General features: G+C 64.8%; 21 protein-coding genes. 9 read left to right on the top strand and 12 right to left on the bottom strand.

Annotation, left to right across the window (positions count from 1 at the left end; genetic code table 11):
* From JWR89_RS21980 to JWR89_RS21970, 3 genes are all read left to right on the top strand, one after another.
* Positions 1 to 849 (top strand): MFS transporter (locus tag JWR89_RS21980; protein ID WP_299720131.1); only part of this gene is annotated, 849 nt, incomplete at its 5' end.
* A 37-nt stretch (positions 850 to 886) separates the two neighbouring features.
* Entirely contained in the window at positions 887 to 1,210 is a 324-nt protein-coding gene (locus JWR89_RS21975; protein ID WP_299720130.1) for a type II toxin-antitoxin system HigB family toxin, read from the top strand.
* A complete protein-coding gene (locus JWR89_RS21970) occupies positions 1,200 to 1,580 on the top strand; it encodes a helix-turn-helix domain-containing protein (RefSeq protein ID WP_299720129.1) in 381 nt (126 codons plus the stop codon). The genes JWR89_RS21975 and JWR89_RS21970 overlap by 11 nt, the downstream gene beginning before the upstream one ends.
* Before the next feature lie 27 nt (positions 1,581 to 1,607).
* Here JWR89_RS21970 and JWR89_RS21965 read toward each other — a convergent pair whose 3' ends face one another.
* Together JWR89_RS21965 and JWR89_RS21960 are read right to left on the bottom strand one after the other, a co-directional pair.
* Positions 1,608 to 2,318, bottom strand: a complete 711-nt coding sequence (locus tag JWR89_RS21965; RefSeq protein WP_299720128.1) for an RlmE family RNA methyltransferase — start codon at positions 2,316 to 2,318, stop codon at positions 1,608 to 1,610.
* A 66-nt stretch (positions 2,319 to 2,384) separates the two neighbouring features.
* The gene (locus tag JWR89_RS21960) at positions 2,385 to 3,446 is read right to left on the bottom strand and encodes a Ppx/GppA phosphatase family protein (protein ID WP_299720127.1); all 1,062 of its coding nucleotides are present in this window, start codon (positions 3,444 to 3,446) and stop codon (positions 2,385 to 2,387) included.
* Between the two features lie 212 nt (positions 3,447 to 3,658).
* Here JWR89_RS21960 and JWR89_RS21955 point away from each other — a divergent pair, with 212 nt between their 5' ends.
* Positions 3,659 to 6,031, top strand: a complete 2,373-nt coding sequence (locus JWR89_RS21955; protein WP_299720126.1) for a xanthine dehydrogenase family protein molybdopterin-binding subunit — start codon at positions 3,659 to 3,661, stop codon at positions 6,029 to 6,031.
* 99 nt (positions 6,032 to 6,130) lie between these two features.
* Here JWR89_RS21955 and JWR89_RS21950 read toward each other — a convergent pair whose 3' ends face one another.
* Positions 6,131 to 6,928, bottom strand: a complete 798-nt coding sequence (locus JWR89_RS21950; protein ID WP_299720125.1) for a hypothetical protein — start codon at positions 6,926 to 6,928, stop codon at positions 6,131 to 6,133.
* 139 nt (positions 6,929 to 7,067) lie between these two features.
* Here JWR89_RS21950 and JWR89_RS21945 point away from each other — a divergent pair, with 139 nt between their 5' ends.
* The 3 genes from JWR89_RS21945 (at position 7,068) to JWR89_RS21935 (ending at position 10,604) form a co-directional block, all read left to right on the top strand.
* Positions 7,068 to 7,550, top strand: a complete 483-nt coding sequence (locus tag JWR89_RS21945) for a YaiI/YqxD family protein (protein WP_299720124.1) — start codon at positions 7,068 to 7,070, stop codon at positions 7,548 to 7,550.
* A gap of 10 nt (positions 7,551 to 7,560) precedes the next feature.
* A complete protein-coding gene (locus JWR89_RS21940; RefSeq protein WP_299720123.1) occupies positions 7,561 to 9,372 on the top strand; it encodes an ATP-binding cassette domain-containing protein in 1,812 nt (603 codons plus the stop codon).
* A gap of 152 nt (positions 9,373 to 9,524) precedes the next feature.
* Positions 9,525 to 10,604: a D-TA family PLP-dependent enzyme gene (locus tag JWR89_RS21935; RefSeq protein WP_299720122.1), complete on the top strand. Its 1,080-nt coding sequence runs from the start codon at positions 9,525 to 9,527 to the stop codon at positions 10,602 to 10,604.
* Positions 10,605 to 10,707: 103 nt separating this feature from the next.
* Here the strand turns inward: JWR89_RS21935 and JWR89_RS21930 are convergent, their stop codons facing one another.
* The 9 genes from JWR89_RS21930 to JWR89_RS21890 all read right to left on the bottom strand — a co-directional run bounded on the left by JWR89_RS21930 (position 10,708) and on the right by JWR89_RS21890 (position 20,803).
* Positions 10,708 to 11,940: a TIGR03862 family flavoprotein gene (locus JWR89_RS21930; protein ID WP_299720121.1), complete on the bottom strand. Its 1,233-nt coding sequence runs from the start codon at positions 11,938 to 11,940 to the stop codon at positions 10,708 to 10,710.
* A 29-nt stretch (positions 11,941 to 11,969) separates the two neighbouring features.
* Positions 11,970 to 12,884: an SDR family NAD(P)-dependent oxidoreductase gene (locus JWR89_RS21925; RefSeq protein ID WP_299720120.1), complete on the bottom strand. Its 915-nt coding sequence runs from the start codon at positions 12,882 to 12,884 to the stop codon at positions 11,970 to 11,972.
* Positions 12,885 to 12,896: 12 nt separating this feature from the next.
* Complete coding sequence (locus JWR89_RS21920; RefSeq protein ID WP_299720119.1) at positions 12,897 to 13,358, bottom strand: MaoC family dehydratase; 462 nt, start codon at positions 13,356 to 13,358, stop codon at positions 12,897 to 12,899.
* An 87-nt stretch (positions 13,359 to 13,445) separates the two neighbouring features.
* Complete coding sequence (locus tag JWR89_RS21915) at positions 13,446 to 15,188, bottom strand: AMP-binding protein (RefSeq protein WP_299720118.1); 1,743 nt, start codon at positions 15,186 to 15,188, stop codon at positions 13,446 to 13,448.
* A gap of 159 nt (positions 15,189 to 15,347) precedes the next feature.
* Positions 15,348 to 16,232, bottom strand: a complete 885-nt coding sequence (gene mmsB, locus JWR89_RS21910; protein WP_299720117.1) for a 3-hydroxyisobutyrate dehydrogenase — start codon at positions 16,230 to 16,232, stop codon at positions 15,348 to 15,350.
* 33 nt (positions 16,233 to 16,265) lie between these two features.
* Positions 16,266 to 17,345 carry an enoyl-CoA hydratase/isomerase family protein gene (locus JWR89_RS21905; RefSeq protein ID WP_299720116.1) on the bottom strand — a complete coding sequence of 360 codons (1,080 nt, stop codon included), beginning with the start codon at positions 17,343 to 17,345 and terminating at the stop codon, positions 16,266 to 16,268.
* Positions 17,342 to 18,460 carry an isobutyryl-CoA dehydrogenase gene (locus JWR89_RS21900; RefSeq protein ID WP_299720133.1) on the bottom strand — a complete coding sequence of 373 codons (1,119 nt, stop codon included), beginning with the start codon at positions 18,458 to 18,460 and terminating at the stop codon, positions 17,342 to 17,344. The genes JWR89_RS21905 and JWR89_RS21900 overlap by 4 nt, the downstream gene beginning before the upstream one ends.
* Before the next feature lie 46 nt (positions 18,461 to 18,506).
* Positions 18,507 to 20,003: a CoA-acylating methylmalonate-semialdehyde dehydrogenase gene (locus JWR89_RS21895; protein ID WP_299720115.1), complete on the bottom strand. Its 1,497-nt coding sequence runs from the start codon at positions 20,001 to 20,003 to the stop codon at positions 18,507 to 18,509.
* 149 nt (positions 20,004 to 20,152) lie between these two features.
* On the bottom strand, positions 20,153 to 20,803 hold the full coding sequence (locus JWR89_RS21890) for a TetR/AcrR family transcriptional regulator (RefSeq protein WP_299720114.1): 651 nt from the start codon (positions 20,801 to 20,803) through the stop codon (positions 20,153 to 20,155).
* Between the two features lie 266 nt (positions 20,804 to 21,069).
* On the opposite strand from JWR89_RS21890, the gene JWR89_RS21885 reads away from it, so the two are divergent.
* Both JWR89_RS21885 and JWR89_RS21880 read left to right on the top strand, forming a co-directional pair.
* The gene (locus JWR89_RS21885) at positions 21,070 to 21,840 is read left to right on the top strand and encodes an enoyl-CoA hydratase (RefSeq protein WP_299720113.1); all 771 of its coding nucleotides are present in this window, start codon (positions 21,070 to 21,072) and stop codon (positions 21,838 to 21,840) included.
* 111 nt (positions 21,841 to 21,951) lie between these two features.
* A complete protein-coding gene (locus JWR89_RS21880) occupies positions 21,952 to 23,148 on the top strand; it encodes an acetyl-CoA C-acyltransferase (RefSeq protein ID WP_299720112.1) in 1,197 nt (398 codons plus the stop codon).
* Positions 23,149 to 23,217: the final 69 nt, after the last annotated feature.

Genomic DNA, 23,217 nt, shown 5'->3' with positions numbered 1-23,217 from the left:
GGCGGCTCGGTGGCCGGCCTCGGCCTGCTGCCCTGGCCGGTCGTCGTGGCGCTGGTCGGCATCGGCGCGGCGTCGATGACGATGTACGTTTTTCACGCCCGCCGAACCTCGTCGCCGGTGCTCGATTTCACGCTGCTGCGGCTCGCGACCCTGCGCGCCGCGATCATCGGCGGCTTTCTGTTCCGGCTGGGGATCGGTGCACTGCCGTTTCTGCTGCCGCTCCTGATGCAGGTCGGTTTCGGCCTGTCGCCGTTCCGCTCCGGCATGGTGACGTTCGGCTCCGCGGTCGGCGCCATGGGCATGAAGGCGCTGGCGGCGCGCATCATCCGCACGTTCGGCTTCCGCAATGTGCTGACGATCAACGCCGTAGTCAGTTCGGTCTTCCTCGCCGCCTGCGCGCTGTTCACGGTGCAGACGCCGCTGCTGCTGATCCTGGTGCTTCTCGTCGTTGGCGGCTTCTTCCGCTCGCTCGAATTCACGGCCATCAACACCGTGGCCTATGCCGAGGTGGAGCCGTCGCAGATGAGCCGCGCCACCACGTTGGCCAGCGTCAACCAGCAGTTGGCGATCTCGGCCGGCGTCGCGGTCGGCGCGGCTTGCGTCGAATCCAGCATGCTGATGAACCACATGACCGAACTCTCCGCAGGCGACTTCGCCCCGGCCTTTATCGTGGTGTCGGTGATCTCGGCGGTCTCGGCGTATTTCTTCTGGCAGATGCCGGACGACGCCGGCCACGAAATCTCCGGCCGCAAGGTGATCGACATCGCCAGCCGCAAGGGCGTCGAGAAAGCCGCCGCAAAGGCGGCGAGCGAAGGAACGGAGGAGGCGCGCGACCAGAAGCTGGGGTGACCTTGATCCCATAACGGGACCATGATAAATTATCGCGATGAGGGTTATTGCCCGAAGCACGTTACGGCATTTCGTGGGAAGCCTTGCGGGTCACAAGGATCAACCAGCCGTCAAGACCGCGCTGGATAGTTGGTACGACGAAACCAGCCGCGCAGCCTGGAAGAATACGACCGATGTAAAGCGTCGCTATGCGACGGCCAGCATCCTCTCCGCGGAGCGGATCGTCTTCAACGTCAAAGGCAACGACTACCGTCTGGTCGTGGCAGTCGATTTCGACAAGGCGCTCGTTTGGATAAAATGGATAGGCACCCATAAGGCCTATGACAAGATCGACGTGACGAAGGTGCAGCATGACAAATGAATTGAAGCCCATTCGCACTGAATCCGACCATGCGAAGGCCCTTGCGGAGGTCGAGCGTCTGTGGGGCGCCAAGACCGGATCGCCGGAGGGTGATCGTCTGGACGTGCTTGCAACGCTGATCGATGCTTACGAAACGCTGACCTATCCAATTGACCCGCCCGACCCGATCGAAGCGATTCAGTTCCGGATGGAGCAGATGGGCATGACCCGCAAAGACCTCGAGCCGTTGATCGGAACGCGCGCGCGGGTGGCGGAAGTCATGAACCGCAAACGCGGGCTGTCGATTGACATGATCCGGCGCCTGCACGAGGGGCTTGGTATTTCCGCCGAGGTGCTGATACGGCCTACCCGCAACGACGAAGCGGCGTAGCCACTACGCGAGCCCCGCAGGACGAAATCACTCTTCGCCCTGCCCCATCCGTGGCTCGCCGGCGATGCCGCGAAATCCGGTCGCCACGACATAGCGCTCCGAGGAATCCTTGCGGCTCGAGGCCGGCTTGACGTGCTTCACCGCGGTGAAGTCGCGCTTCAACTGCATCATCAGCGTCGCGTCGGCGCCGCTCTGGAACACCTTGGCGACGAAGGTACCGCCCGGCTTCAGCACGTCGGCGGCGAAGGCCGCGGCGTCCTCGACCAGTCCGACGATGCGCAATTGATCGGTCTTGCGGTGGCCGGTGGTGTTGGCGGCCATGTCGGACAGCACCACGTCGGCCTTGCCGCCCATCATCTCAAACAGTTTGGCCGGCGCACCGTCGTCCAAAAAGTCCATCTGTGCGAAGGTAACGCCCGGGATGTTGGGCATTTCCAGCAGGTCGATGGCGATCACTTGGCCGCGGCCCTCGGCGGAGCCTACCCGCTTGGCGGCGATCTGGCTCCAGCCCCCGGGTGCTGCGCCGAGGTCGACCACCGAGATGCCCGGCTTCAGGAAGCGGTATTTGTCATCGATCTCGATGATCTTGTAGGCCGCGCGCGAGCGCAGGCCGTCGCGCTTGGCCTGCTGCACGTAGGGATCGTTGAGCTGGCGCTCGAGCCAGAGTTTGGACGAATGCTTGAGCCTGCCGGCGCTCTTGACGGTAATGTGCAGCCGTCCGGTGGTGTCTTTGGCCATATCGTGGTGCTTGCCTTCGGGGTTCGCGCGTTCTCTAGCACACCGTGCCGGAATATGCGCATCCCATCAGGACACCCGGATGGCGCCGTCCTCGCGCATCATTTCCACCAGCATGCCCTCGCGCAGGCCGCGGTCGGCCACCCGCAGCCGCGGCAGCGGGAAGACGTGGCGGATCGCGTCCAGGATGGCGCAGCCGGCGAGCACCAGATCGGCGCGTTCCGGGCCGACGCAGTGGTTGGCGGCCCGTTCCTGGAAGCTCATGGAAAGCAGTTTGGCGATGGTGCCGTCGAGCTCGGCATCGCTCATCCAGACGCCGTCGATCCGGCGGCGGTCGTAGCGCGGCAGGCCGAGATGCACCCCGGCCAGCGTGGTCACCGTGCCGGAGGTGCCGAGCAGGTGCATGCCGCCGAGATCGCCGCCATTCTCGGCGGCAAATGGCGCCACGTGCTGGGCGACCTCTTTGACCATCAGCGCGTAGGATTCCTTGGTCACATGCGTGCCGCCGAACATCTCCGCCAGCGTCACCACGCCGAGGGGGATCGACATCCACGCCTTGATCAAAGGCTTGGCGTTGGGAACGGCGGGATCGCGCTCGATCCGCACCAGTTCGCTGGAGCCGCCGCCGATGTCGAACAGGATGGCCCCGCGGCCCTTGGGGTCGAGCAAAGGCGAGCAGCCAACCACCGCGAGCGCGGCCTCGGTCTCGCGGTCGATGATCTCCAGCGTGATGCCGGTGTCGCGGGCGACCTGGGCCAGGAACGCATCGGAATTCGACGCCGCGCGGCAAGCCTCGGTCGCGATCAGCCGTAGCCGCTGTGCGGCGCGCAGCTCGATCTTGTCGCGGCAGACGCTGAGCGCCGAAATGGCACGGGCGATCGCCGCGTCGCTGATCACCCCGGTGGTGGAGACCCCCTCGCCGAGCCGGATGATCCGGGAAAACGAGTCGATCACCCGAAAACTGTCGCCGGTGGGCGCAGCAATCAGCAGGCGGCAATTATTGGTGCCGAGATCGAGCGCGGCGTAGACGCTGGAACCGGAATCCCTGACGCCGTCGGCCAGGCCCGCAGCCAATCCCTGCACACTCTCGCGCGGCCCGGGGCCGGCGCGAAGCCGCGTGTCATCGTCCATTCAATCTGCTTTCCGCGGCCGGTTGCTGGCCGACATGGAAATATCCATTCACGGAAAGTTTAGCAGGCGTGAGGGGCAGCGCAACTACCGCCGCACAGGCCCATGCCCAATCGTGCGTTGTCGCGATGGCCGCTCTGGACTATCTGAAAGGGGCTGCTGGGGCGCCAAATCAGGTGAAACCGGGCGAAAAACGACATTTGATGGATTTGGCAATGCAAGATTATACCGGTTCGCCTGTCGATAACGCCGTGGCCATGCAGAAATACGGCGTCGGCCAGCCAGTACGACGTAAGGAAGATGACACCCTGGTTCGCGGCAAGGGAAAATATACCGACGATTTCAACCTGCCCGGTCAGCTTCATGCCTGGATCGTCCGCAGCTCGCACGCCCATGGCAACATCCGCGGGATCGACACCACCGCCGCCAAAGCCATGCCCGGCGTGCGCGGGGTCTGGACCGGCAAGGATCTGGAAGCGGCCCAGTACGGTCCCTTCACCTGCGGTCTGCCGCTTAAGAACCGCGACGGCTCGCCGCTGCTGCAGACCAACCGCACCGCGCTGATGACCGACAAGGTGCGCTATGTCGGCGACCCCGTCGCCTTCGTGGTGGCCGACACCGTCGCGCAGGCCCGCGACGCCGCGGAAGCCGTCGAACTCGACATCGAGCCGCTGCCCGCCGTGACCGATTGCGAGGCCGCCATCCAGCCCGGTGCGCCTGTCCTGTGGGATCACATCCCCAACAACGTCGCGCTGGATTATCACTATGGCGACACCGACAAGGTCAATGCCGCGTTTGCTGCCGCGGCCCATGTGACGACGCTCGACATTACCAACACCCGCGTTGCCGTGGTGTCGATGGAGCCGCGTTGCGCGCTGGCGTCCTACGACAAATCGGGCGGTCGCTATGTGATCCAGGTGGCGACCCAGGGCGTCGCCGGCAACCGCAACATGCTGGCGAAGATGATGAACGTCGAGCCGGACAAAGTACGGATCCTGACCGCCAATGTCGGCGGTTCGTTCGGCATGAAGAACATCAGCTATCCCGAATATATCTGCCTGCTGCACGCCGCCAAGGAGCTGGGCCAGCCGGTAAAGTGGCTCGATGAGCGCTCCGGCAGCTTTCTCTCGGACAGCCAGGGCCGCTCGCAGGACATCCACGCCGAGCTGGCACTCGACAAGGACGGCAGGTTTCTTGCGGTGCGCCTGAAGGGCTACGGCAATCTTGGCGCCTATATCAGCGGCGTCGCGCCCGGCCCTCTCTCGCTCAACACCGCCAAGAACCTGGCCAGCGTCTACAAGACGCCGCTGCTGCAGGTCGATATCAAGTGCGTGTTGACGAACATCACCCTGATGGGCGCCTATCGCGGCGCCGGCCGCCCTGAGGCGAACTACTACATGGAGCGGCTGATCGATCGTGCCGCCGAAGAGATGGGCATCGATCGCCTCGCCCTGCGCAAGCGCAACTTCGTCAAGTCGTCGCAGATGCCTTACGCGGCGGCCTCCGGCGTGACCTATGACAGCGGCGATTTCCAGGGCGTGTTCGCCAAGGCGCTGGAGATGTCCGACCATTCCAATTTTCCGAAGCGCAAGAAGGACAGCCGCAAGGCCGGCAAGCTGCGCGGCATCGCGGTGGGCTGCTATCTCGAAGTTACTGCGCCGCCGTCCGGCGAACTCGGCAAGGTCACGTTTGATGCCGACGGCATGGTGACGCTGACCACGGGCACGCTGGACTACGGCCAGGGCCACGCCACGCCGTTCGCGCAGGTGCTCTCGGCCCAGCTCGGCGTGCCGTTCGAAGCCGTCCGGCTCGAACAGGGCGACAGCGACCTCGTCCGCATGGGCAACGGCACCGGAGGCTCGCGCTCGATCACCGCGTCGGGCCAGGCCATCGTGGAAACCTCGCAGCTCATCATCGCCAAGGGCAAGGCCGCCGCCGCGCATCTGATGGAGGCCTCCGAAGCCGACATCGAATTCAAGGCCGGCCGCTTCACCATCGCCGGCACTGACCGCAGCATCGACATCATGGAGTTGTCGAAGCGGCTGCGCGACGGCAAGCAGCCCGACGGCGTGCCGTCGTCGCTCGACGTCGATCATGCCACCGCCGAGGTGCCATCCACTTTCCCGAATGGCTGCCACGTCGCCGAAGTCGAGATCGAGCCGGACACGGGCGTCATCAAGATCGTCAACTACACCGGGATCAGCGACTTCGGCACCATCGTCAATCCGATGATCGTCGCCGGCCAGTTGCATGGCGGCGTGGCGCAAGGCATCGGCCAGGCGCTGATGGAAGAAGTCAGCTACGACGACAGCGGCCAGCCGATCACCGGCTCGTTCATGGACTACGCGCTGCCGCGCGCCGGCGACATCCCGTTGATGACAGTCGGCGATCATCCTTCGCCGGCGACGTCGAATCCGCTGGGCACCAAGGGCTGCGGCGAAGCCGGCTGCGCCGGCAGCCTCGCGGTCGTCGTCAACGCCGTGCTCGACGCGCTCAGCGATTACGGCGTCGAACATCTCGACATGCCGCTGACCTCGGAACGCATCTGGCGCGCCATCGAGGACGGCAAGAAGGCGAAAGCAGCGTAACCGTAACGGCCGTAGGGTGGGTTAGCGCGTAAACCCACCACTTCATTGCATTGAAAGATGGTGGGTTACGGCGCAAGGGCGCCTAACCCACCCTACGCTTTACGCTGCCACCTGCTCGCGCGGCTGATAGATCGCTACGTGCTGGCAATGCGCCACCGGCGTGACGCCGTTGGCGACGATCAGCGCGTCCAGCTCGACGAAGCGATGGCCCTTTTTTTCGTAATTGGCGGTGACGCGAGCCCGCGCCACCAGTTCGTCGTCGAGCGCCGCAGCGGCCAGGAGCTGCATCTTGCTGCCGACGTGGATCCACGGCCCAAGGATGGCGTTATCGACCAGCACCTTGTTCATCACCCGCTGCAACACGCCGGGATGCGTCACCCCTTCCCGCACGTAGATCGGATCGGCCTCGCGGACTTCGGCGAGATATTCGGCGGCAGCGTCCTGCGGCCAGCAGCGCGGCGCACTGCCGAGCCATTTGTTCTCGGCATAGGATTGCGCATCGACCGGCGCGCGCGCTGCCGCCGGCTCGGTCTCCGGGAAATCCGCCAGCGAAAACCGCGGCAGCACGGATGTCAGCGAGGCCATCCCGGTGGCCCGGACGTCGCCGCCCTCGACCCGCAGCGCCAGCCCCTCGCCTTCCGGCTCGGCCATCACCAGCACCGTTTCGCCGTCATACACCGGCTTGGTGAACCGGGCCTCGATCAGGCCGCGCTCAAGAAAATCCCGGCCCCAGGCCACTACCGCCGGGTGGATCATGTAGGCCAGCACATCGACGCCGGGCACCAGGCCACCGCTGAACCCGAATTTCCGGGCCACGCGGTCGTCGTGCATCTTGTTTTCGGACGCTTTGGCGGTGTTGAACGCCTCCACACGGTACGGATCGAGCCGCAGGGTCATGATTCCTCCTAAAAACTGCGATATTTGATGTTCGCATTGCAACAAGATGGTACGCCTCCCCCCAGCCGTGACAAGGCAAGACGCCGCCGGCCCACCCCTGCTGAAACGACTGCCTGAACCCTTGAGCACCCGCGATCCCGTGAGCACCCGAATCTACATCGACGCCGACGCCTGCCCGGTCAAAGACGAGATCTATCGGGTCGCCGCCCGCTTTGGCCTGCCCGTCAGCGTCGTGGCCGGCCAGTTCATCCGGGTGCCCGCCGATCCCTCGATCGAGCGAATTGCCGCGGGTTCCGGGATGGACGCCGCCGACGACTGGATTGCGGAACGCGCCGGAAAAGGCGATATCGTCGTCACATCCGACGTTCCGCTGGCCAGCCGTTGCGTCAAGGCCGGCGCCGATGTGATCGCGCCGAACGGCAAACCGTTCTCGGAAGCCTCCATCGGCATGACCCTGGCGGTGCGTAACCTGATGACCGATCTGCGGTCGTCCGGCGAAGTCACCGGTGGACCCAAATCATTCGCGCCGCGCGACCGCTCGGCGTTCCTCTCGGCGCTGGATCAAACGATCCGGCGCATCCAGCGCGCGCAGGCGACTGCACCCGCGCCGAAACCAGATTGAACCGAATTCCATGGCTCCTCCGCTGATCCAGTTGAAAGACATCACCCTGACCTTCGGCGGCACACCGCTCCTGAACGGCGTCGAACTGTCGGTGTCGCAAGGCGAGCGCGTCTGCCTGATCGGCCGCAACGGCTCCGGCAAGTCGACCCTGCTGAAAATCGTCGCCGGCCTGGTCGATTGCGACAAGGGCAGCCGCTTCGTGCAGCCCGGCTCGACCGTGCAATACCTGCCGCAGGAGCCGGATTTTTCCGGCTTCGCTACCACGTTGGCCTATGTCGAGGCCGGCATGGGACCGGGCGACGACCACTACCAGGCGCTGTACCTGCTGGAGCAGCTCGGCCTCACCGGCGAGGAAGACCCCCACAACCTGTCTGGCGGCGAAGCCCGCCGCACCGCTTTGGCCCGCGTGCTGGCGCCGGAGCCGGACATCCTGCTGCTCGACGAGCCGACCAACCATCTCGATCTCACCACCATCGAATGGCTGGAAGGCGAACTCGCCAGCCGGCGCTGCGCGCTGGTGATCATCAGCCATGACCGCCGCTTCCTCTCCAACCTGTCGCGCGCCACCGCCTGGCTCGACCGCGGCCAGATCAAGCAGATCGACCGCGGCTTTTCCGCCTTCGAACAATGGCGCGACGATATTCTGGCCGAAGAAGAGCGCGACCAGCACAAGCTCGACCGCAAGATCGTCAACGAGGAGCACTGGCTGCGCCACGGCGTCTCCGGCCGTCGCAAGCGCAACGTCAAGCGGCTCGGCAACCTGCATGCGCTGCGCGACCAGCGCCGCGACTATCGCGGCGTCACGGGAAGCGCCAACCTCGCCGCCTCCGAAGCCGACAAGTCCGGCAAGCTGATCGTCGAGGCCAAGGGCATCTGCCGCACCTATGGCGACCGCAAGATCGTCGATGACTTCACCATCCGCATCCAGCGCGGCGACCGCATCGGCGTGGTCGGCCCCAACGGCGCCGGCAAGACCACCATGATCAACATGCTGACCGGCACGGAAGCGCCGGACTCCGGCACCATCCGGTTCGGCGCCAACATCGAAATGGCGACGCTCGACCAGCATCGCGAAAGCCTGTCGCCGAAGACCACGCTCGCCGAAGCCCTCACCGGCGGTCGCGGCGATCACGTCATGGTCAACGGCACGCCCAAGCATGTCGTCAGCTACATGAAGGACTTCCTGTTTTCGCAGGAACAGATGCGCACGCCGCTGGAAGTGCTGTCCGGCGGTGAACGCGGACGGCTGATGCTGGCGCGCGCATTGGCTAAGCCGTCGAACGTGCTGGTGCTGGACGAGCCGACCAACGACCTCGATCTCGAAACCCTCGACGTACTCGAGGACATGCTCGGCGATTACGAAGGCACTGTGATCCTGATCAGCCATGACCGCGACTTCCTCGACCGCGTCGTGACGTCCGTGATCGTGCCGGAAGGCGACGGCAAGTGGACCGAATATGCCGGCGGTTACACCGACATGCTCAACCAGCGCGGCGCCGACCTGAAGCGCGAGAAGGCGACATCCGCCGCGGAATCCAACAAGAGCAGCGGCAAGTCCGAGAGCAGCAAGCCGGCGCCCAAGAAGAAGATGAACTTCAAGGACAAGCACCTACTCGACACGTTGCCGAAAGCGATCGCCAGCTTCCAGGCCGATATCGCCAAGCAGCAGCGTCATCTCGACGATCCCAACCTCTACAAGAAGGATCGCAAGAAGTTCGACACCGTCTCCGCCGCGCTCTCGGGAGCGCAGAAGGGTTTGGCCGAGGCCGAGGAGAAGTGGCTGGAGTTGGAAACGCTACGCGAAGAGATCGAGAACGCATAAGTTCGCTTAGTCAAAACGCAATCAGTTGCAGCCGTCATTGCGAGGAGCGAAGCGACGCGGCAATCCAGCTCTTTAGCCTCAACGCAGAAAGACTGGATTGCTTCGTCGCAAGGGCTCCTCGCAATGACGGGGAGAAGCCGGAGATTGAAACCATGACCACCCCCCTCGCCGCCATCATCGCCCGCGACTACGGCACGCCGGCCCTCGTCATCGACATGGACCGCGTGGAGCGCAACATCGCGCGAATCCAGGCGGTCTGTGACGCCGCCGGCGTCGCCAACCGGCCGCACATCAAGACCCACAAGAGCCCGCTGATCGCAAAAATGCAGATCGCCGGCGGTGCCATAGGCATCACCTGCCAGAAGCTCGGCGAAGCCGAGATCATGGCGGACAATGGGATCGACGACATCCTGATCAGCTATAACCTTGTCGGCGACGAGAAGATGGCGCGGCTGGCCGCGCTGCAGGCGAAGGCGAAAATCACCGTCGCCGCGGACAACGCTTTTGTCGTCGAGGGCCTAAAGAAGGCCGCGGCGATCTCCGGACTTCCGCTCGATGTGGTCGTGGAATGCGACACCGGCCGCCAGCGCGCCGGCGTCGAAACGCCGGCCGAAGCGATCGAACTCGCAAGACTGATCGATACTTCCGAAGGCCTCTCCTTCGCGGGCTTCCTGCTGTACCCGACCGAAACTGGCTGGCCCGCCGCGCAGAAGTTCTACGACGAAGCACTGGCCGGCGTCCGCGCCCTCGGGCTGGAGCCGCGCATCGTCTCCACCGGTGGCACGCCGAACCTGAAGAACGTCGGCTCGCTCAAGGGCGCCACCGAGCATCGCTTCGGTACCTACATCTATAACGACCGCATGCAGGTCGAAGCCGGCTCCGCAACCTGGGACGATTGCGCGCTCAATGTGTATTCGACCGTCGTCAGCCGCGCCGGTCCCGACCGCGGCATTCTCGATGCCGGCTCGAAGACGCTGACGTCCGACACCGGTGGCCTCGACGGCCATGGCCTGATCCTCGAACACCCCGAAGCCAAGATCGCGCGCTTCGCCGAGGAGCATGGTTTCCTCGATCTCACCCGCAGTAACACCCGCCCGAAGGTCGGCGATGTCGTCCGCATCGTGCCCAATCACGTCTGCGTCGTCGTCAACATGTTCGACGAGATCGTGATGGTGCGCGGCGAGGAAGTGATTGGCGTGTTGCCGGTCGCGGCGCGGGGACGGTTGAAGTAATTCGGACGTAGGGTGGGCAAAGCCGTCGTGCGCAAAGCGCGCGATGGCGTGCCCACCATCGCGCGAGGATGGTGGGCACGGCGCAAGAGCGCCTTTGCCCACCCTACGGTTCCAGCCACTTCAACACGCCCCTGCCCGCGGCGGCGCCTGTTGCGAACGAGGCCTGCAGCAGATAGCCGCCGGTCGGTGCTTCCCAGTCCAGCATTTCGCCGGCCGCGAACACGCCCGGCATGCGCCTGAGCATGAAGGCTTCGTCGAGTTCGTCGAACGCGATGCCGCCGGCCGACGAGATCGCGCGCGCGATCGGTGCGACGCCGTTCAGCTTGACCGGCACGGCGTTGATCAGGCCGGCGAGACTGGCGGGCGACAGCGTCGCCAGCGAAGCGCCGTCGGCGATCGCGGCCTCCTGCAGCAATCCGATTGCCAGGGGCGACAGATGGAGCGCTTTGCGCAAGAAGGTCGAGAGCGATTGCTTGCCGCGGGGTAACGCCAGTTTCGCTACTAACTCGGCGACCTGGATTTCCGGCCGCAGCGCGACTTGCAGCGTCGCCTCGCCCTCCGCCATCACCGCCTCGCGCAAGCCAGCCGACAGCGCATAGATGCCGCCGCCTTCGATGCCGCTGCGCGTGATCATCGCCTCGCCGCGCACCACTTTGGGCCCGAACGACAGCGCAACGCCCTTCAGCGGCTGCCCCTCGAAACGATCCCTGAAAATCTCTGACCACGCCACCGTGAATCCGCAATTCGCCGGACGCAGCGGCGCTATGGCGATGCGCTTCGCGGCCAGCGTCTCGACCCATGCACCGTCGGAGCCCAGCCGCGGCCAGCTCGCGCCGCCGAGCGCCAACACGGTCGCCCGCGCTTCGACCGTGCGCGGCCCGTCTGGCGTCTCGAACAGCAGTCGTCCTTCGCCGTCCCAGCCGGTCCAGTAATGCCGCAAGGCGAGTTGCACGCCGCTGTCGCCAAGCCGGCGCAGCCAGGCCCGCAACATCGGTGACGCCTTGAAGGCCTGCGGAAATACCCGGCCGCTGGAGCCGACAAAGGTCGGCTGTCCCAGCCGTTCGGCCCATGTCCGCAACGCCATTGGATCGAACGCCTCAATGGCGGCAGCAAGCTTTGGCGCCGCCGCGCCGTAGCGCGCCAGAAAGGCCGGCAGCGCTTCGCTATGGGTGAGATTGAGTCCGCCGCGGCCCGCCATCAGCAATTTGCGGCCGGCCGACGGCATCGCGTCGTAAACGGTGACGCGAGCGCCGCCCTTTGCGATCACCTCCGCCGCCAACAAACCGGCCGGACCTGCGCCGATCACCGCGACGTCGGTTGTGGAGACTTCCGTCACGAGGGCCTGTCCAGTCGGTGCGCTGTGGCTCACGCCTTGGCGATGCGTGCCTCGGCCTGCGCGATGTACTTCTGCGTCTGGTGGAACGCGCCTTCCAGCGCCTTGGCCTTCGACATATCAGAGATCTCGGCAAAATGTGCGGCAACGGTGTCCGGCGTCCATTCCGTCTCGGCGAAATTGACGCCTTCGCTCTCCAGGAGCTTGATCACCGCGAACGAGCCGCAGCCGGCGCCCATGATGGTACGGGTCGGTGCGTTCTCGCTGAGCATGTATAGCACCGCGGGCGTGATCGCCTCCGGCTTCATCAGCGCCAGCGCCTGCGGAGGCAGTAGTTCTTCGGTCATTCGCGTGGCAGCGGTCGGCGCGATGGTATTGACGCGGACGTCGGTCTTGCGGCCCTCCTCGGCCAGCACGTTCATCAGTCCGATCATGCCGGTCTTCGCCGCCCCGTAGTTGGCCTGGCCGAAATTGCCGTACAGGCCAGAGGATGACGAGGTCAATACGATGCGACCGTAGTTGCGCGCGCGCATGCCGTCCCACACCGCCTTGCAGCAGTAGAAGGTACCGGTGAGATGCACATCCAGCACTTTCGCGAAATCCGCCAGCTCCATTTTCGCAAACGATTTGTCTCTGAGAATGCCGGCATTGGCGCAGAGCAGATCGACGCTGCCCCACTCTTTGGTAGCGCGCGCCACCATGTCGGTGACCTCTTCGAAGTTCGAGACATCAGCACCATTGGCCATGGCGATGCCGCCGGCCGCGCGGATCTCCTCGACCACGGTCTCTGCCGCAGTCAGCGATCCGCCGCTGCCGTCGCGCGCACCGCCGAAATCGTTGACCACCACCTTGGCGCCGCGGCTGGCGAGACCCAGCGCGTGCGCGCGGCCCAATCCATTGCCGGCGCCGGTAACGATGGCGACGCGGCCGTCAAATCGAATGCTCATGATGCCTGCCCCTTACACAAAATAGGTCAGCGCGAGCCAGTCGGCGACCAGCGCCGGCTTGGTCTCGCCTTCGATCTCGACGCTGACGCCGACCCGGGTGAACAATTCCTTCGGCCCGCGCATGCGCGCCTCCTTCAACGAGAAGTGGCCGCGGACGCGGACGCCGGCCTTCACCGGCGAGACGAAGCGCAGTCTGTCGAACCCGTAATTGACGCCCATGGCGACGCTGTCGAGCTTCGGCAAGGCTTCGTAGGAGAACACCGAAATCAGCGACGTGGTGAGAAAACCGTGGGCGATGGTCGAACCGAACGGCGTCTCTTTCGCGCGAACCGGATCGATATGGATGAACTGGTGATCCTCGGTGGCGTCAGCGAAGACGTCGATGCGCTTCTGATCCACTATATGCCAAGACGACACGCCGATATCCTGTCCAACCATGCCCATATAGGCGTCGCATTGCATCAAACCCGTCATTCAATCCTCGCTGTTGCTGGCCGCACATTCCACACGAGGTGGGGCTTCGCCAAGCTAAATTTGTGCGTTGCGGCCATGCGCGGTCTGTCAGTGTTCCGGTAATCCGGTCGGTCGCGCGGCCTGCAGCGTCGGAAAGTCCTCTTCGCGGAACTCGATGCCGCGCAGCGGATCCTCCCTATCGTCGGAATGTTCGAGGCGGCGCAGTTGGACGCGCCGAATCTTGCCGGAGATGGTTTTCGGCAGCTCGGTGACCAGCTCGATGCGGCGGATGCGCTTGAACGGCGCCAGCCTCACATGCAGGTGCTCGAAGATCGACAACGCCGTAGCCGCCGATCGGTCGGTGCCTGCGACCAGCAGCACATAGGCCTTTGGAATCGCCAGCCGGATCGGATCGGGGCTCGGCACCACCGCGGCTTCGGCCACCGCATCGTGTTCGAGCAGGACGCTTTCCAGCTCGAACGGGCTGATCCGATAGTCGGAAGATTTGAACACATCGTCGGAGCGACCGACGAAGGTGAGATAGCCGTTGTCATCCGCGAACACCACGTCGCCGCTGCGATAGATCGCGCCACCGGCGCCACCGGCGCCGCTGACGCTGCCGTCGTCGGCCTGATAGCCCTGCATCAGGCCGGCCGGCCGATCCGCGCCGAGCGGCAGGCTGACCTCGCCCTCCTTCGCCGGCTGGCCGTCGATGTCGGTGATGACAACCTGCCAGCCCGGCAACGGGCGACCCATGGAGCCGACCTTGACCGCCTGCCCCGGCGAATTGCCGGCCAGCGCCGTGGTCTCGGTCTGGCCGTAGCCGTCGCGGATGGTCAAACCCCAGGCGGCACGGACCTGGTCGATCACTTCCGGATTGAGCGGCTCACCGGCGCCGCAGACCTCGCGCAGCGCCACCTTGAAGGTCGCGAGCTTCTCCTGGATGAACAGCCGCCACACCGTCGGCGGCGCACAGAGTGTGGTCACGCCGCAGCGGCCGATGGTAGCGAGCAGGCCCTTGGCATCGAAGCGCGGCTGGTTGACCACGAACACCGTGGCGCCGGCATTCCATGGCGCGAACAGGCAGCTCCAGGCGTGCTTGGCCCAGCCCGGCGAGGAAATGTTGAGATGGATATCGCCGGGCTGCAGCCCGAGCCAGTACATGGTGGAGAGCCCGCCGACCGGATAGCTGCGCTGGCTGTGCCGCACCAGCTTCGGCTTGGCCGTGGTGCCCGACGTGAAATACAGCAGCATCGGATCTTCGGCTCTTGTCGGACCGTCCGGCACAAACGTCTCGAGGAAATCCGCGGCCTGCCCGAACGGCAGCCATCCGTCCGGCGCCACGGTCGCGCCGGCAACGATGCGAATGAGATCGCTGCCAAGATCCGCGAACTTCGCCACCTGGTCGGGCGAGGCCACCACGATTTTGGCGCGACCGCGATCGAGCCGGTCGCGCAATTCGTCGGGCGTGAGCAGCGTCGTTGCGGGAATGACGACGAGGCCCAGCTTCATCGCCGCCAGCATCGTCTCCCACAGCGGCACGACATTGCCGAGCAGCAACAGCAGATGATCGCCGCGCCGCAGCCCCTGCGCGCGCAAAAAGTTCGCAACCTGATTGGAGCGCCGCGACAGCGCGGCGAAGGACAATTTCGTCTCGCGGTTGCTGCCGGCATCGACGATCCACAGCGCGGTCCGATCGCGGCTGTCCGCATTGCCGGCGAGTCCGGCATCGAACCAGTCGAGCGCCCAATTGAAGTCCACCGGATCGGGCCAACGGAAGCCGGCCACCGCCGTATCGTAGTCAGTGCGGTGTTCTAGCAGGAAGGCACGGGCTTGCTGGAATGTGGTCATGTATTGTCTTTTCACGTTTAGATTTGCTCGGACAACACCACCCGTCATTGCGAGGAGCACTTGCGACGAAGCAATCCAGTTATTCCATTGTGGCTTCTGGATTGCCGCGTCGCTTCGCTCCTCGCAATGACGAACGCAACGTTTTGGGGTTGCCAGGTCTTACTTCGCCAGGTGCCGTAACTGGTGGATGATCCCCGAAAAATCCGTGCCGCCATGGCCGGCCTTGTCGAAGCTTTCATAGATGCTCTCGGCATGGGCGCCGAGCGGCGTCACCGCGCCGGCGGCCTTCGCGGCTTCCTGCGACAGCCGCAGATCCTTCAGCATCAGCGCCGCGGCGAAACCGGGCTTGTAGTCGTTGTTCGACGGTGAGGTCGGCACCGGCCCCGGCACCGGGCAGTAGGATGTCAGCGACCAGCACTGCCCGGATGACGTCGATGCCACGTCGAACAGCGCCTGATGCGACAGCCCGAGCTTTTCGGCAAGCACGAAGGCTTCACTGACGCCGATCATCGAGATGCCCAAAATCATGTTGTTGCAGATCTTCGCCGCCTGCCCCGCGCCGGCATCGCCGCAATGCACGATCTTCTTGCCCATCGCTTCCAGGATAGGCTTCGCCGCGGCGAAGGCCTTGACGTCGCCACCGGCCATGAAGGTCAGCGTGCCGCCCTTGGCGCCGCCGGTGCCGCCGGACACCGGGGCATCGACCGATGGCAGATGGTGTGCCGCCGCGAGTTCATGCGACTTCCGCGCGCTCTCCACATCGATAGTCGAGCAATCAATCATCAGCGTGCCCTTGCCGACCGCCGGAACGATCTCGCTCCACACCGACACCACATGCTTGCCCGCGGGCAGCATGGTGACGACGACGTCGGCATTCTTCACGGCATCGGTCGCCTTGGCAGCGATTGCCACACCATCGGCCTTGGCCTGCTCGCACGACGTCGGCGTCAGATCGAAGCCATGGACGGTGTGCCCGGCCTTGACCAGATTGGCGGCCATCGGGCCGCCCATATTGCCGAGACCGATGAATGCGATGGTGGTCATGTCCTGCCCTCGTGTTTAATATTATGAGCCAAGTCAGAATGTCAGTTCGTCGGCGCCGCGTGGCGCAAAATAACGGGTGATCATCTCCGGCGTCACCTGCTCGAGGCGCGCCGGCTGCCAGTTCGGATGGCGGTCCTTGTCGATGACTGCGGCGCGAATGCCCTCGGGGAAATCGTGGTTGACGAAGATTTCCAATGCCGCAGCGTATTCCCGGATCAGGCATTGCTCCAGCGAGGCTGACTGCCGCGCCATGCGCAGCAGTTTCAGCGTCAGCTTCAGCCCGGTCGGCGACTTCTCGAGGATGGCGCCGAGCGTCGCCTGCGCAAACTCCGACGATTGATGCGCCAGCGCCGTGACGATCTCCTCGATGCTGTCGTGCCCGAACGACGCATCGATCATCGCCTGCTGCGCAGCGATCGGCGCAGTCGGCTCAACCGCGAAGCGATCCATGATCGCACGGACGGTGGCGGCGTCGGCACCAGCTGGCGTCTGCGTGAGCGCGTCGCGGAGCGCCGCCCAGTCATCCGAACCGATGAGAATATTCGCCAGACGCGCATACACCGCGTCGGCGCCGGTCATGGTCACGCCAGTTAGTCCATAATACGTTCCGAGTTCACCCGGCGCGCGCGACAGCAGCCAGGTGCCGCCGACATCGGGAAAAAATCCGATACCGACTTCCGGCATCCCCATTTTCGTCCTGTTGGTGACGATACGGTGGCTGCCATGGGCGGCGAGGCCGACGCCGCCGCCCATCACGATGCCGTCCATGAAGGCGACATAAGGCTTTGGAAACGACGCAATCCGCGCGTTCAAAATATACTCCTCGCGCCAGAAAACCTTACCGAGATCGCCGCCGGCGCGCGCGCTCTCATAGAGGCCGCGGATATCGCCCCCGGCGCACAGCCCGCGCTCGCCGGCGCCTTCCAACAGGACCAGCACCACTTCGGCGTCCGCCTCGAACGCATCGAGCGCGGCGGCGATTCCGCGGGTCATTTCCAGCGTCAGCGCATTGAGTGCCTTCGGACGGTTCAGGCGAATAATGCCAGCCGATCCCTCGCGCCGCACGATCAAGTCAGGTTCGGCCGTCGCCGTCGCAGCAGCCATCGTATTCATCGCGCGCCTTCGATCAGTTTGCGCGCCACAATCAGCCGCATGATTTCGTTGGTGCCTTCGAGAATCTGATGCACGCGCAGGTCGCGCACGATCTTCTCGATGCCGTATTCGCTGAGATAGCCGTAACCGCCATGCAGCTGCAACGCCTGATTGGCGACCTCGAACCCGGTATCGGTGCCGAAGCGCTTGGCCATGGCGCACAGCATCGTCGCATCCGCATCCTTGCGGTCGAGGGCTGCCGCCGCGCGCCAGACAAAAGTCCGTGCGGCTTCCAGTTCCGTCGCCATATCGGCGAGGCGGAACTGTAGCGCCTGGAATTCATCGAGGCGTTTTCCGAAAGCCTTGCGCTCCTTCATATAGGCCAGCGACTTGTCGAGCGCCGATTGCGCGCCGCCGAGCGAGCACGCCGCGATATTGAGTCGGCCGCCGTCGAGCCCGGCCATAGCAATCTTGAAGCCGATGCCTTCGTCCCCAAGCCGGTTGGCGACGGGCACACGAGCGTTCTCGAAAATCACCGCGCAGGTCGGCTGCGCGTTCCAGCCCATCTTGCGTTCGTTGGCGCCGAACGACAGGCCGGGCGTATCGCCCTCCACCACCAGCGTGGAGATTCCAGCCGGTCCGTCGGCGCCGGTGCGCACCATGACGACATAGAATCCCGCTTGGCCGGCGCCGGAGATGAACTGCTTCTGGCCGTTCAGCACGTAGTGGTCGCCGTCGATCACCGCGCGGGTGCGCAGCGCGGCGGCGTCCGATCCCGAGCCGGGCTCGGTCAGGCAATAGCTCGCCAGCCATTCCATGCTGCACAGTTTCGGCAGCCATTTCTGCCGCTGCACGTCGCTGCCATAGGCGTCGATCATCCACGACGCCATGTTGTGGATCGAGATAAAGGCGGACGTGGTGGGACAGCCCTGCGCCAGCGCCTCGAAGATCAGGGCGGCGTCGAACCGCTTCAGCGCCGAGCCGCCGACGTCGTCGCGGATATAGATCCCGCCCATACCGAGCGCCGCCGCCTCGCGCATGACATCGACCGGGAAGAACTTCTCCTCATCCCACTTCAGCGCATGCGGCGCGATCTTCTCGGCCGCAAACTCCCGCGCCATGTCGCGGACGGCCATCTGGTCTTCGTTGAGAGCGAATTGATTCACGCGATCTCGCCCTCGCTCAATTCATCGTCGGAATCGAGAATTCCGCCCCCTCCTTGACGCCCGACGGCCAGCGCGCGGTGACGGTTTTTGTCTTGGTGTAAAAGCGGATCGAATCCGGGCCGTGCTGGTTGAGATCGCCGAAGCCTGACTTCTTCCAGCCACCGAAGGTGTAGTAGGCGATCGGCACCGGGATCGGCACGTTGATGCCGACCATGCCGACATTGACCCGGACGGCAAAGTCGCGGGCAGCGTCGCCATCGCGGGTGAAGATCGCGACGCCGTTGCCATAGTCGTGGTCGGACGGCAACGCCAGCGCTTCGGCGTAGTCGTGGGCGCGGACGACCGAGAGCACCGGCCCAAAGATCTCCTCCTTGTAGATCCGCATGTCCTTAGTCACGTTGTCGAACAGGCAGCCGCCCATGTAGAAGCCGTTCTCGTAGCCCTGCATCTTGAAGCCGCGACCATCGACCGCCAGCGTCGCGCCTTCCTTGATGCCGACCTCGACGTAATCCTTGACGCGCTCCAGCGCCGCCCGGGTCACCAGCGGACCGAAGTCGGCGGAAGGATCGACGGAGGTGCCGATCTTTAGAGCTTCGACGCGCGGGATCAGCTTTTCCATCAGGCGATCGGCGGTCGTCTTGCCAACCGGCACAGCGACCGAGATCGCCATGCAGCGCTCGCCCGCCGAGCCGTATCCCGCGCCGATCAGCGCATCCACAGTCTGGTCCATGTCGGCGTCCGGCATGATGATGGCGTGGTTCTTGGCGCCGCCGAAGCATTGCGCGCGCTTGCCGGTGGCCGCGGCACGCTCGTAGATGTATTGCGCGATCGGCGACGAGCCGACGAAGCCGACGGCGCGGATATCGGGATCGTCCAGGATGGCATCGACCGCTTCCTTGTCGCCGTTGACGACGTTCAAAATGCCCGGCGGTAGCCCGGCCTCGATCATCAGTTCGGCCAGCATCATCGGCACACCGGGATCGCGCTCGGATGGCTTCAGGATAAAGGCATTGCCGCAGGCGATCGCCGGGGCGAATTTCCACATCGGGATCATCGCCGGGAAGTTGAACGGCGTGATGCCGGCGACGACGCCCAGCGGTTGCCGCATCGAATAGATATCGATGCCCGGCCCGGCGCCCTCGGTGTATTCGCCCTTCATCAGATGCGGCACGCCGCAGGCGAATTCCACCACTTCAAGGCCGCGCTGGATGTCGCCCTTGGCGTCCGGCACGGTCTTGCCATGCTCGCGCGCCAGCAGATCGGCCATCTTGTCGTAGTCGCGCTGCGCCAGTTCGAGGAACTTCATCATCACGCGGGCGCGGCGCTGCGGATTGGTGGCGCCCCAGCCGACCTGTGCCTCGATGGCATTCTCGACGGCGGCGCGCAGTTCGGCTTTGGAAGCCAGCGCCACCTGGGCCTGGATATCGCCGGTCATCGGCTCGAAGACATCAGCAAATCGACCGGATGTGCCCTTGACCTCGCGACCGCCGATGAAATGTCCAATCGTGCGCATGCGTACCTCCCAAAGTCTATTTTGGGCGCATGTTGAACAGGCTTTGCAGCGTTTGCAAAGGCCTCGCGCGCGTGGCGGATTTGCGAAAATGCCGGCAGCCCCAATCTGATCGTCTACGACGAAGGTCGCAGATGGCGCAGCATCGGCCGTCAGGGTTTGGCAGCAGCGGCGGTTTTCGTGGTCGCTCTTTTGGCTGTGGATTTTTTCGCTACCGGCTTTGGCGCCGCGGCCCGCTCCAGCACGGCGTCCCGGCCGGCGCCGAGCAGCTCCTCGGAAAATTCGCCACTGCCGGCGACCCGCGCCAGAACCAGGGCGCCCATCATGGTGGCGAGCGCCGCCATGGCCTGCTTGCGCGTGGCCTTGTCGGACCCACCGGGAAATTGCTCGGCCATCACGCCGATCATCTGCTCCAGCTTGGCGGCGAACGCCTTGCGGGTTTTCGCACTCTCGCGGGCGATTTCGGCGCCGAGCGCCGGCACCGCGCAACCGTGGCCGGGGTTGTCGCGGTGCTGCGGCGACAGATACGCCTCGACGATGCTGGACAACCTCTGCTCCGGCGCCGCCTGCCCGGCCAACTGGCGCCAGCGGTCGGTGGAACGGTCCATGGCATGGGAAAACGCTTCGATCACCAGCGCCTCGCGGGAGTCGAAATGCGCGTAGAATCCGCCATGGGTGAGACCGGCGTCCTTCATTAGGTCGGCAACGCCGATGCCGTGGGCGCCCTTTTCACGCAGCCGTACCGCCGCCTTCTTGACTATTCTAGCGTGGGTTTCGAGCTTGTGTTCCTTGGAATAACGCATCTGCGTTCCATGCCATGAGTGAAGTCATATCATTCCTTCTATCGCACCATGGATCCGCGTCGGTCGAATTTAACGGGATTCTAGAGCGGTTCCAAATGCGATAGTCGCCCCGCCACGCGAAAGAATGATGCCGATCATACTAATCGCGTGTCCACCATTGCGCAACCGCCGCGCGCTGCGGCCTCTTGACAGCTACGGGCTTTGATCGGGAAGTGGTGCCACAGAACCGGCGATCCGCGCCGGCACCGAATGCGCGAGGACCTCCCATGCACATGCTCAATCCCCATTGCGGCGTCGATCGCGATTCCCGCGGCGTCGTCCGGCTGACGATCTGCAATGCCGGCCCGCTCAACATTCTCAATTCAGCCGTCATCAAAGGCGTGCGCGAGGGTCTTGAAGTGCTGGCGACGGAGCGCGCGATTCGCGCGCTGGTCGTGGTCGGCCAAAGCGAGAAGAGCATGATCGGCGGCGCCGATATCAAGGAAATGGCCACGCTGGACCAGGCCTCGGCCGAAAAGTTCATTACCGCGCTGCGCGACCTCTGCGAAGCAGCCCGCGCGTTCCCGGCGCCGGTGATCGCGCGGATTCCCGGCTGGTGCCTCGGCGGCGGGCTGGAATTTGCGGCCGCCTGCGATTTCCGCGTCGCCGCCCATGATGCGAAATTCGCCATGCCCGAGGTCAAGGTCGGGATACCGTCGGTGATTCACGCCGCGCTGCTGCCGCGGCTGATCGGCTGGGGCCGCGCCCGCTGGCTGATCATGACGGCTGCGACCATCGACGCGCCGACCGCTTTGAGTTGGGGGCTTGTCGACGTGGTGGCGGCAGAAGGCGGCCTCGACGCCGCCGTCGAGCGCACCATTGGTTCGATCCTGGAATGCGCCCCGGAGGCGATGCGCTCGCAAAAAGCGCTGCTGAAGCAATGGGAAGAGCTGCCGCTGAAGGAATCCGTCAATCTCAGCGTCGGCGTATTCGGCAAGGCTTACCTGACGGGCGAGCCGCAGGAGTTGATGCAGGGCTTTATCGACCGCAAGCGCTGACCTCCCCGGCTTCACGACAAATTTGGCCTAGCTGCCGTTGCATATCCCGCGGCGCATCATATGATGGGTGTCATCCTAATTGATCCCACGCTTGCGCGAAGGAGCATCGTCATGTCCGCAACCTCCGACCCGGTCGTCATCGTTTCCGCCGCCCGTACGCCGCTCGGCCGCTTCCAGGGCGAACTGTCATCGTTGTCGGGTCACAAGCTCGGCAGCCACGTCATCGCCGCCGCGGTGAAACGGGCCGGGCTGGCGCCGGAGCGCATCGACGAGGTGTTCATGGGCTGCGTACTTCCGGCCGGACAGGGCCAGGCGCCGGCGCGCCAGGCTGCCCGCGGCGCGAAGCTTCCGGACGCGACCGGCGCTACCACTGTCAACAAGGTGTGCGGCTCGGGCATGAAGGCGACCATGCTCGCGCACGACATCATCACGGCGGGCTCTGCCGAGATCGTGCTGTCCGGCGGCATGGAGAGCATGACCAACGCGCCCTATCTGTTACAGAAGGCGCGCGGCGGCTACCGCGTCGGCCATGACCGCATCATAGACCACATGCTGATGGACGGCCTCGAGGACGCCTATGAGGTCGGCCGCTCCATGGGCGACTTCGGCGAAGCCACCGCCGAGGCCTATCAGTTTACCCGGGCCGATCAGGACGCCTGGGCGATCGAGACGCTGACCCGCGCCCGCAAGGCGGTCGAGGGCGGCGCATTCAAGGCGGAAATCGTGCCTATCACCATCGCGGAGAAGGCCGGCCCGCGCGAGATCGCCAATGATGAACACCCGCTGAAGGTGGATCCCGCAAAAATCCCCAACCTGAAACCGGCGTTTCGCAGCAACGGCACCATCACGCCGGCGGCCTCCTCCGCCAATGCCGATGGCGCCGCGGCGCTGGTGCTGGCACGGCGCTCGCTGGCCGATCGCGAAGGCCTGCCGTCCCTCGCCGTCATTCGCGGCCACGCCACCCACAGCCAGGAGCCGCAGTGGTTCACCACCGCGCCGATCCCCGCGATCCGCAAGTTGCTGGACAAGGTTGGCTGGAGCGTCGGCGATGTCGACCTGTTCGAGATCAACGAGGCGTTTGCCGTGGTGCCGATGGCGGCGCAGCGCGACCTCGGCATTGCCCGGGAAAAAATCAACATCAACGGCGGCGCCTGCGCGCTTGGGCATCCGATCGGCGCCACCGGCGCGCGGCTGATCGTGACGCTGCTGCATGCGCTGGAGGCCCACGGCCTCAAGCGCGGCGTCGCAGCGCTGTGTATCGGCGGCGGCGAAGCCACCGCGATCGCAGTGGAACGCATCATTCACTAGTCCGCCTATTCCCTATACACCGTTGCGGCGTTTCACGCCGCGACGGCAACCCATGTCACCACAGGAACA

The organism is Tardiphaga sp., from assembly GCF_028290785.1.
Taxonomy (GTDB): Bacteria; Pseudomonadota; Alphaproteobacteria; order Rhizobiales; family Xanthobacteraceae; genus Tardiphaga.
Note: the sequence above shows the minus strand (reverse complement) of the source record. Positions and strands in the feature narration are given on the sequence as shown.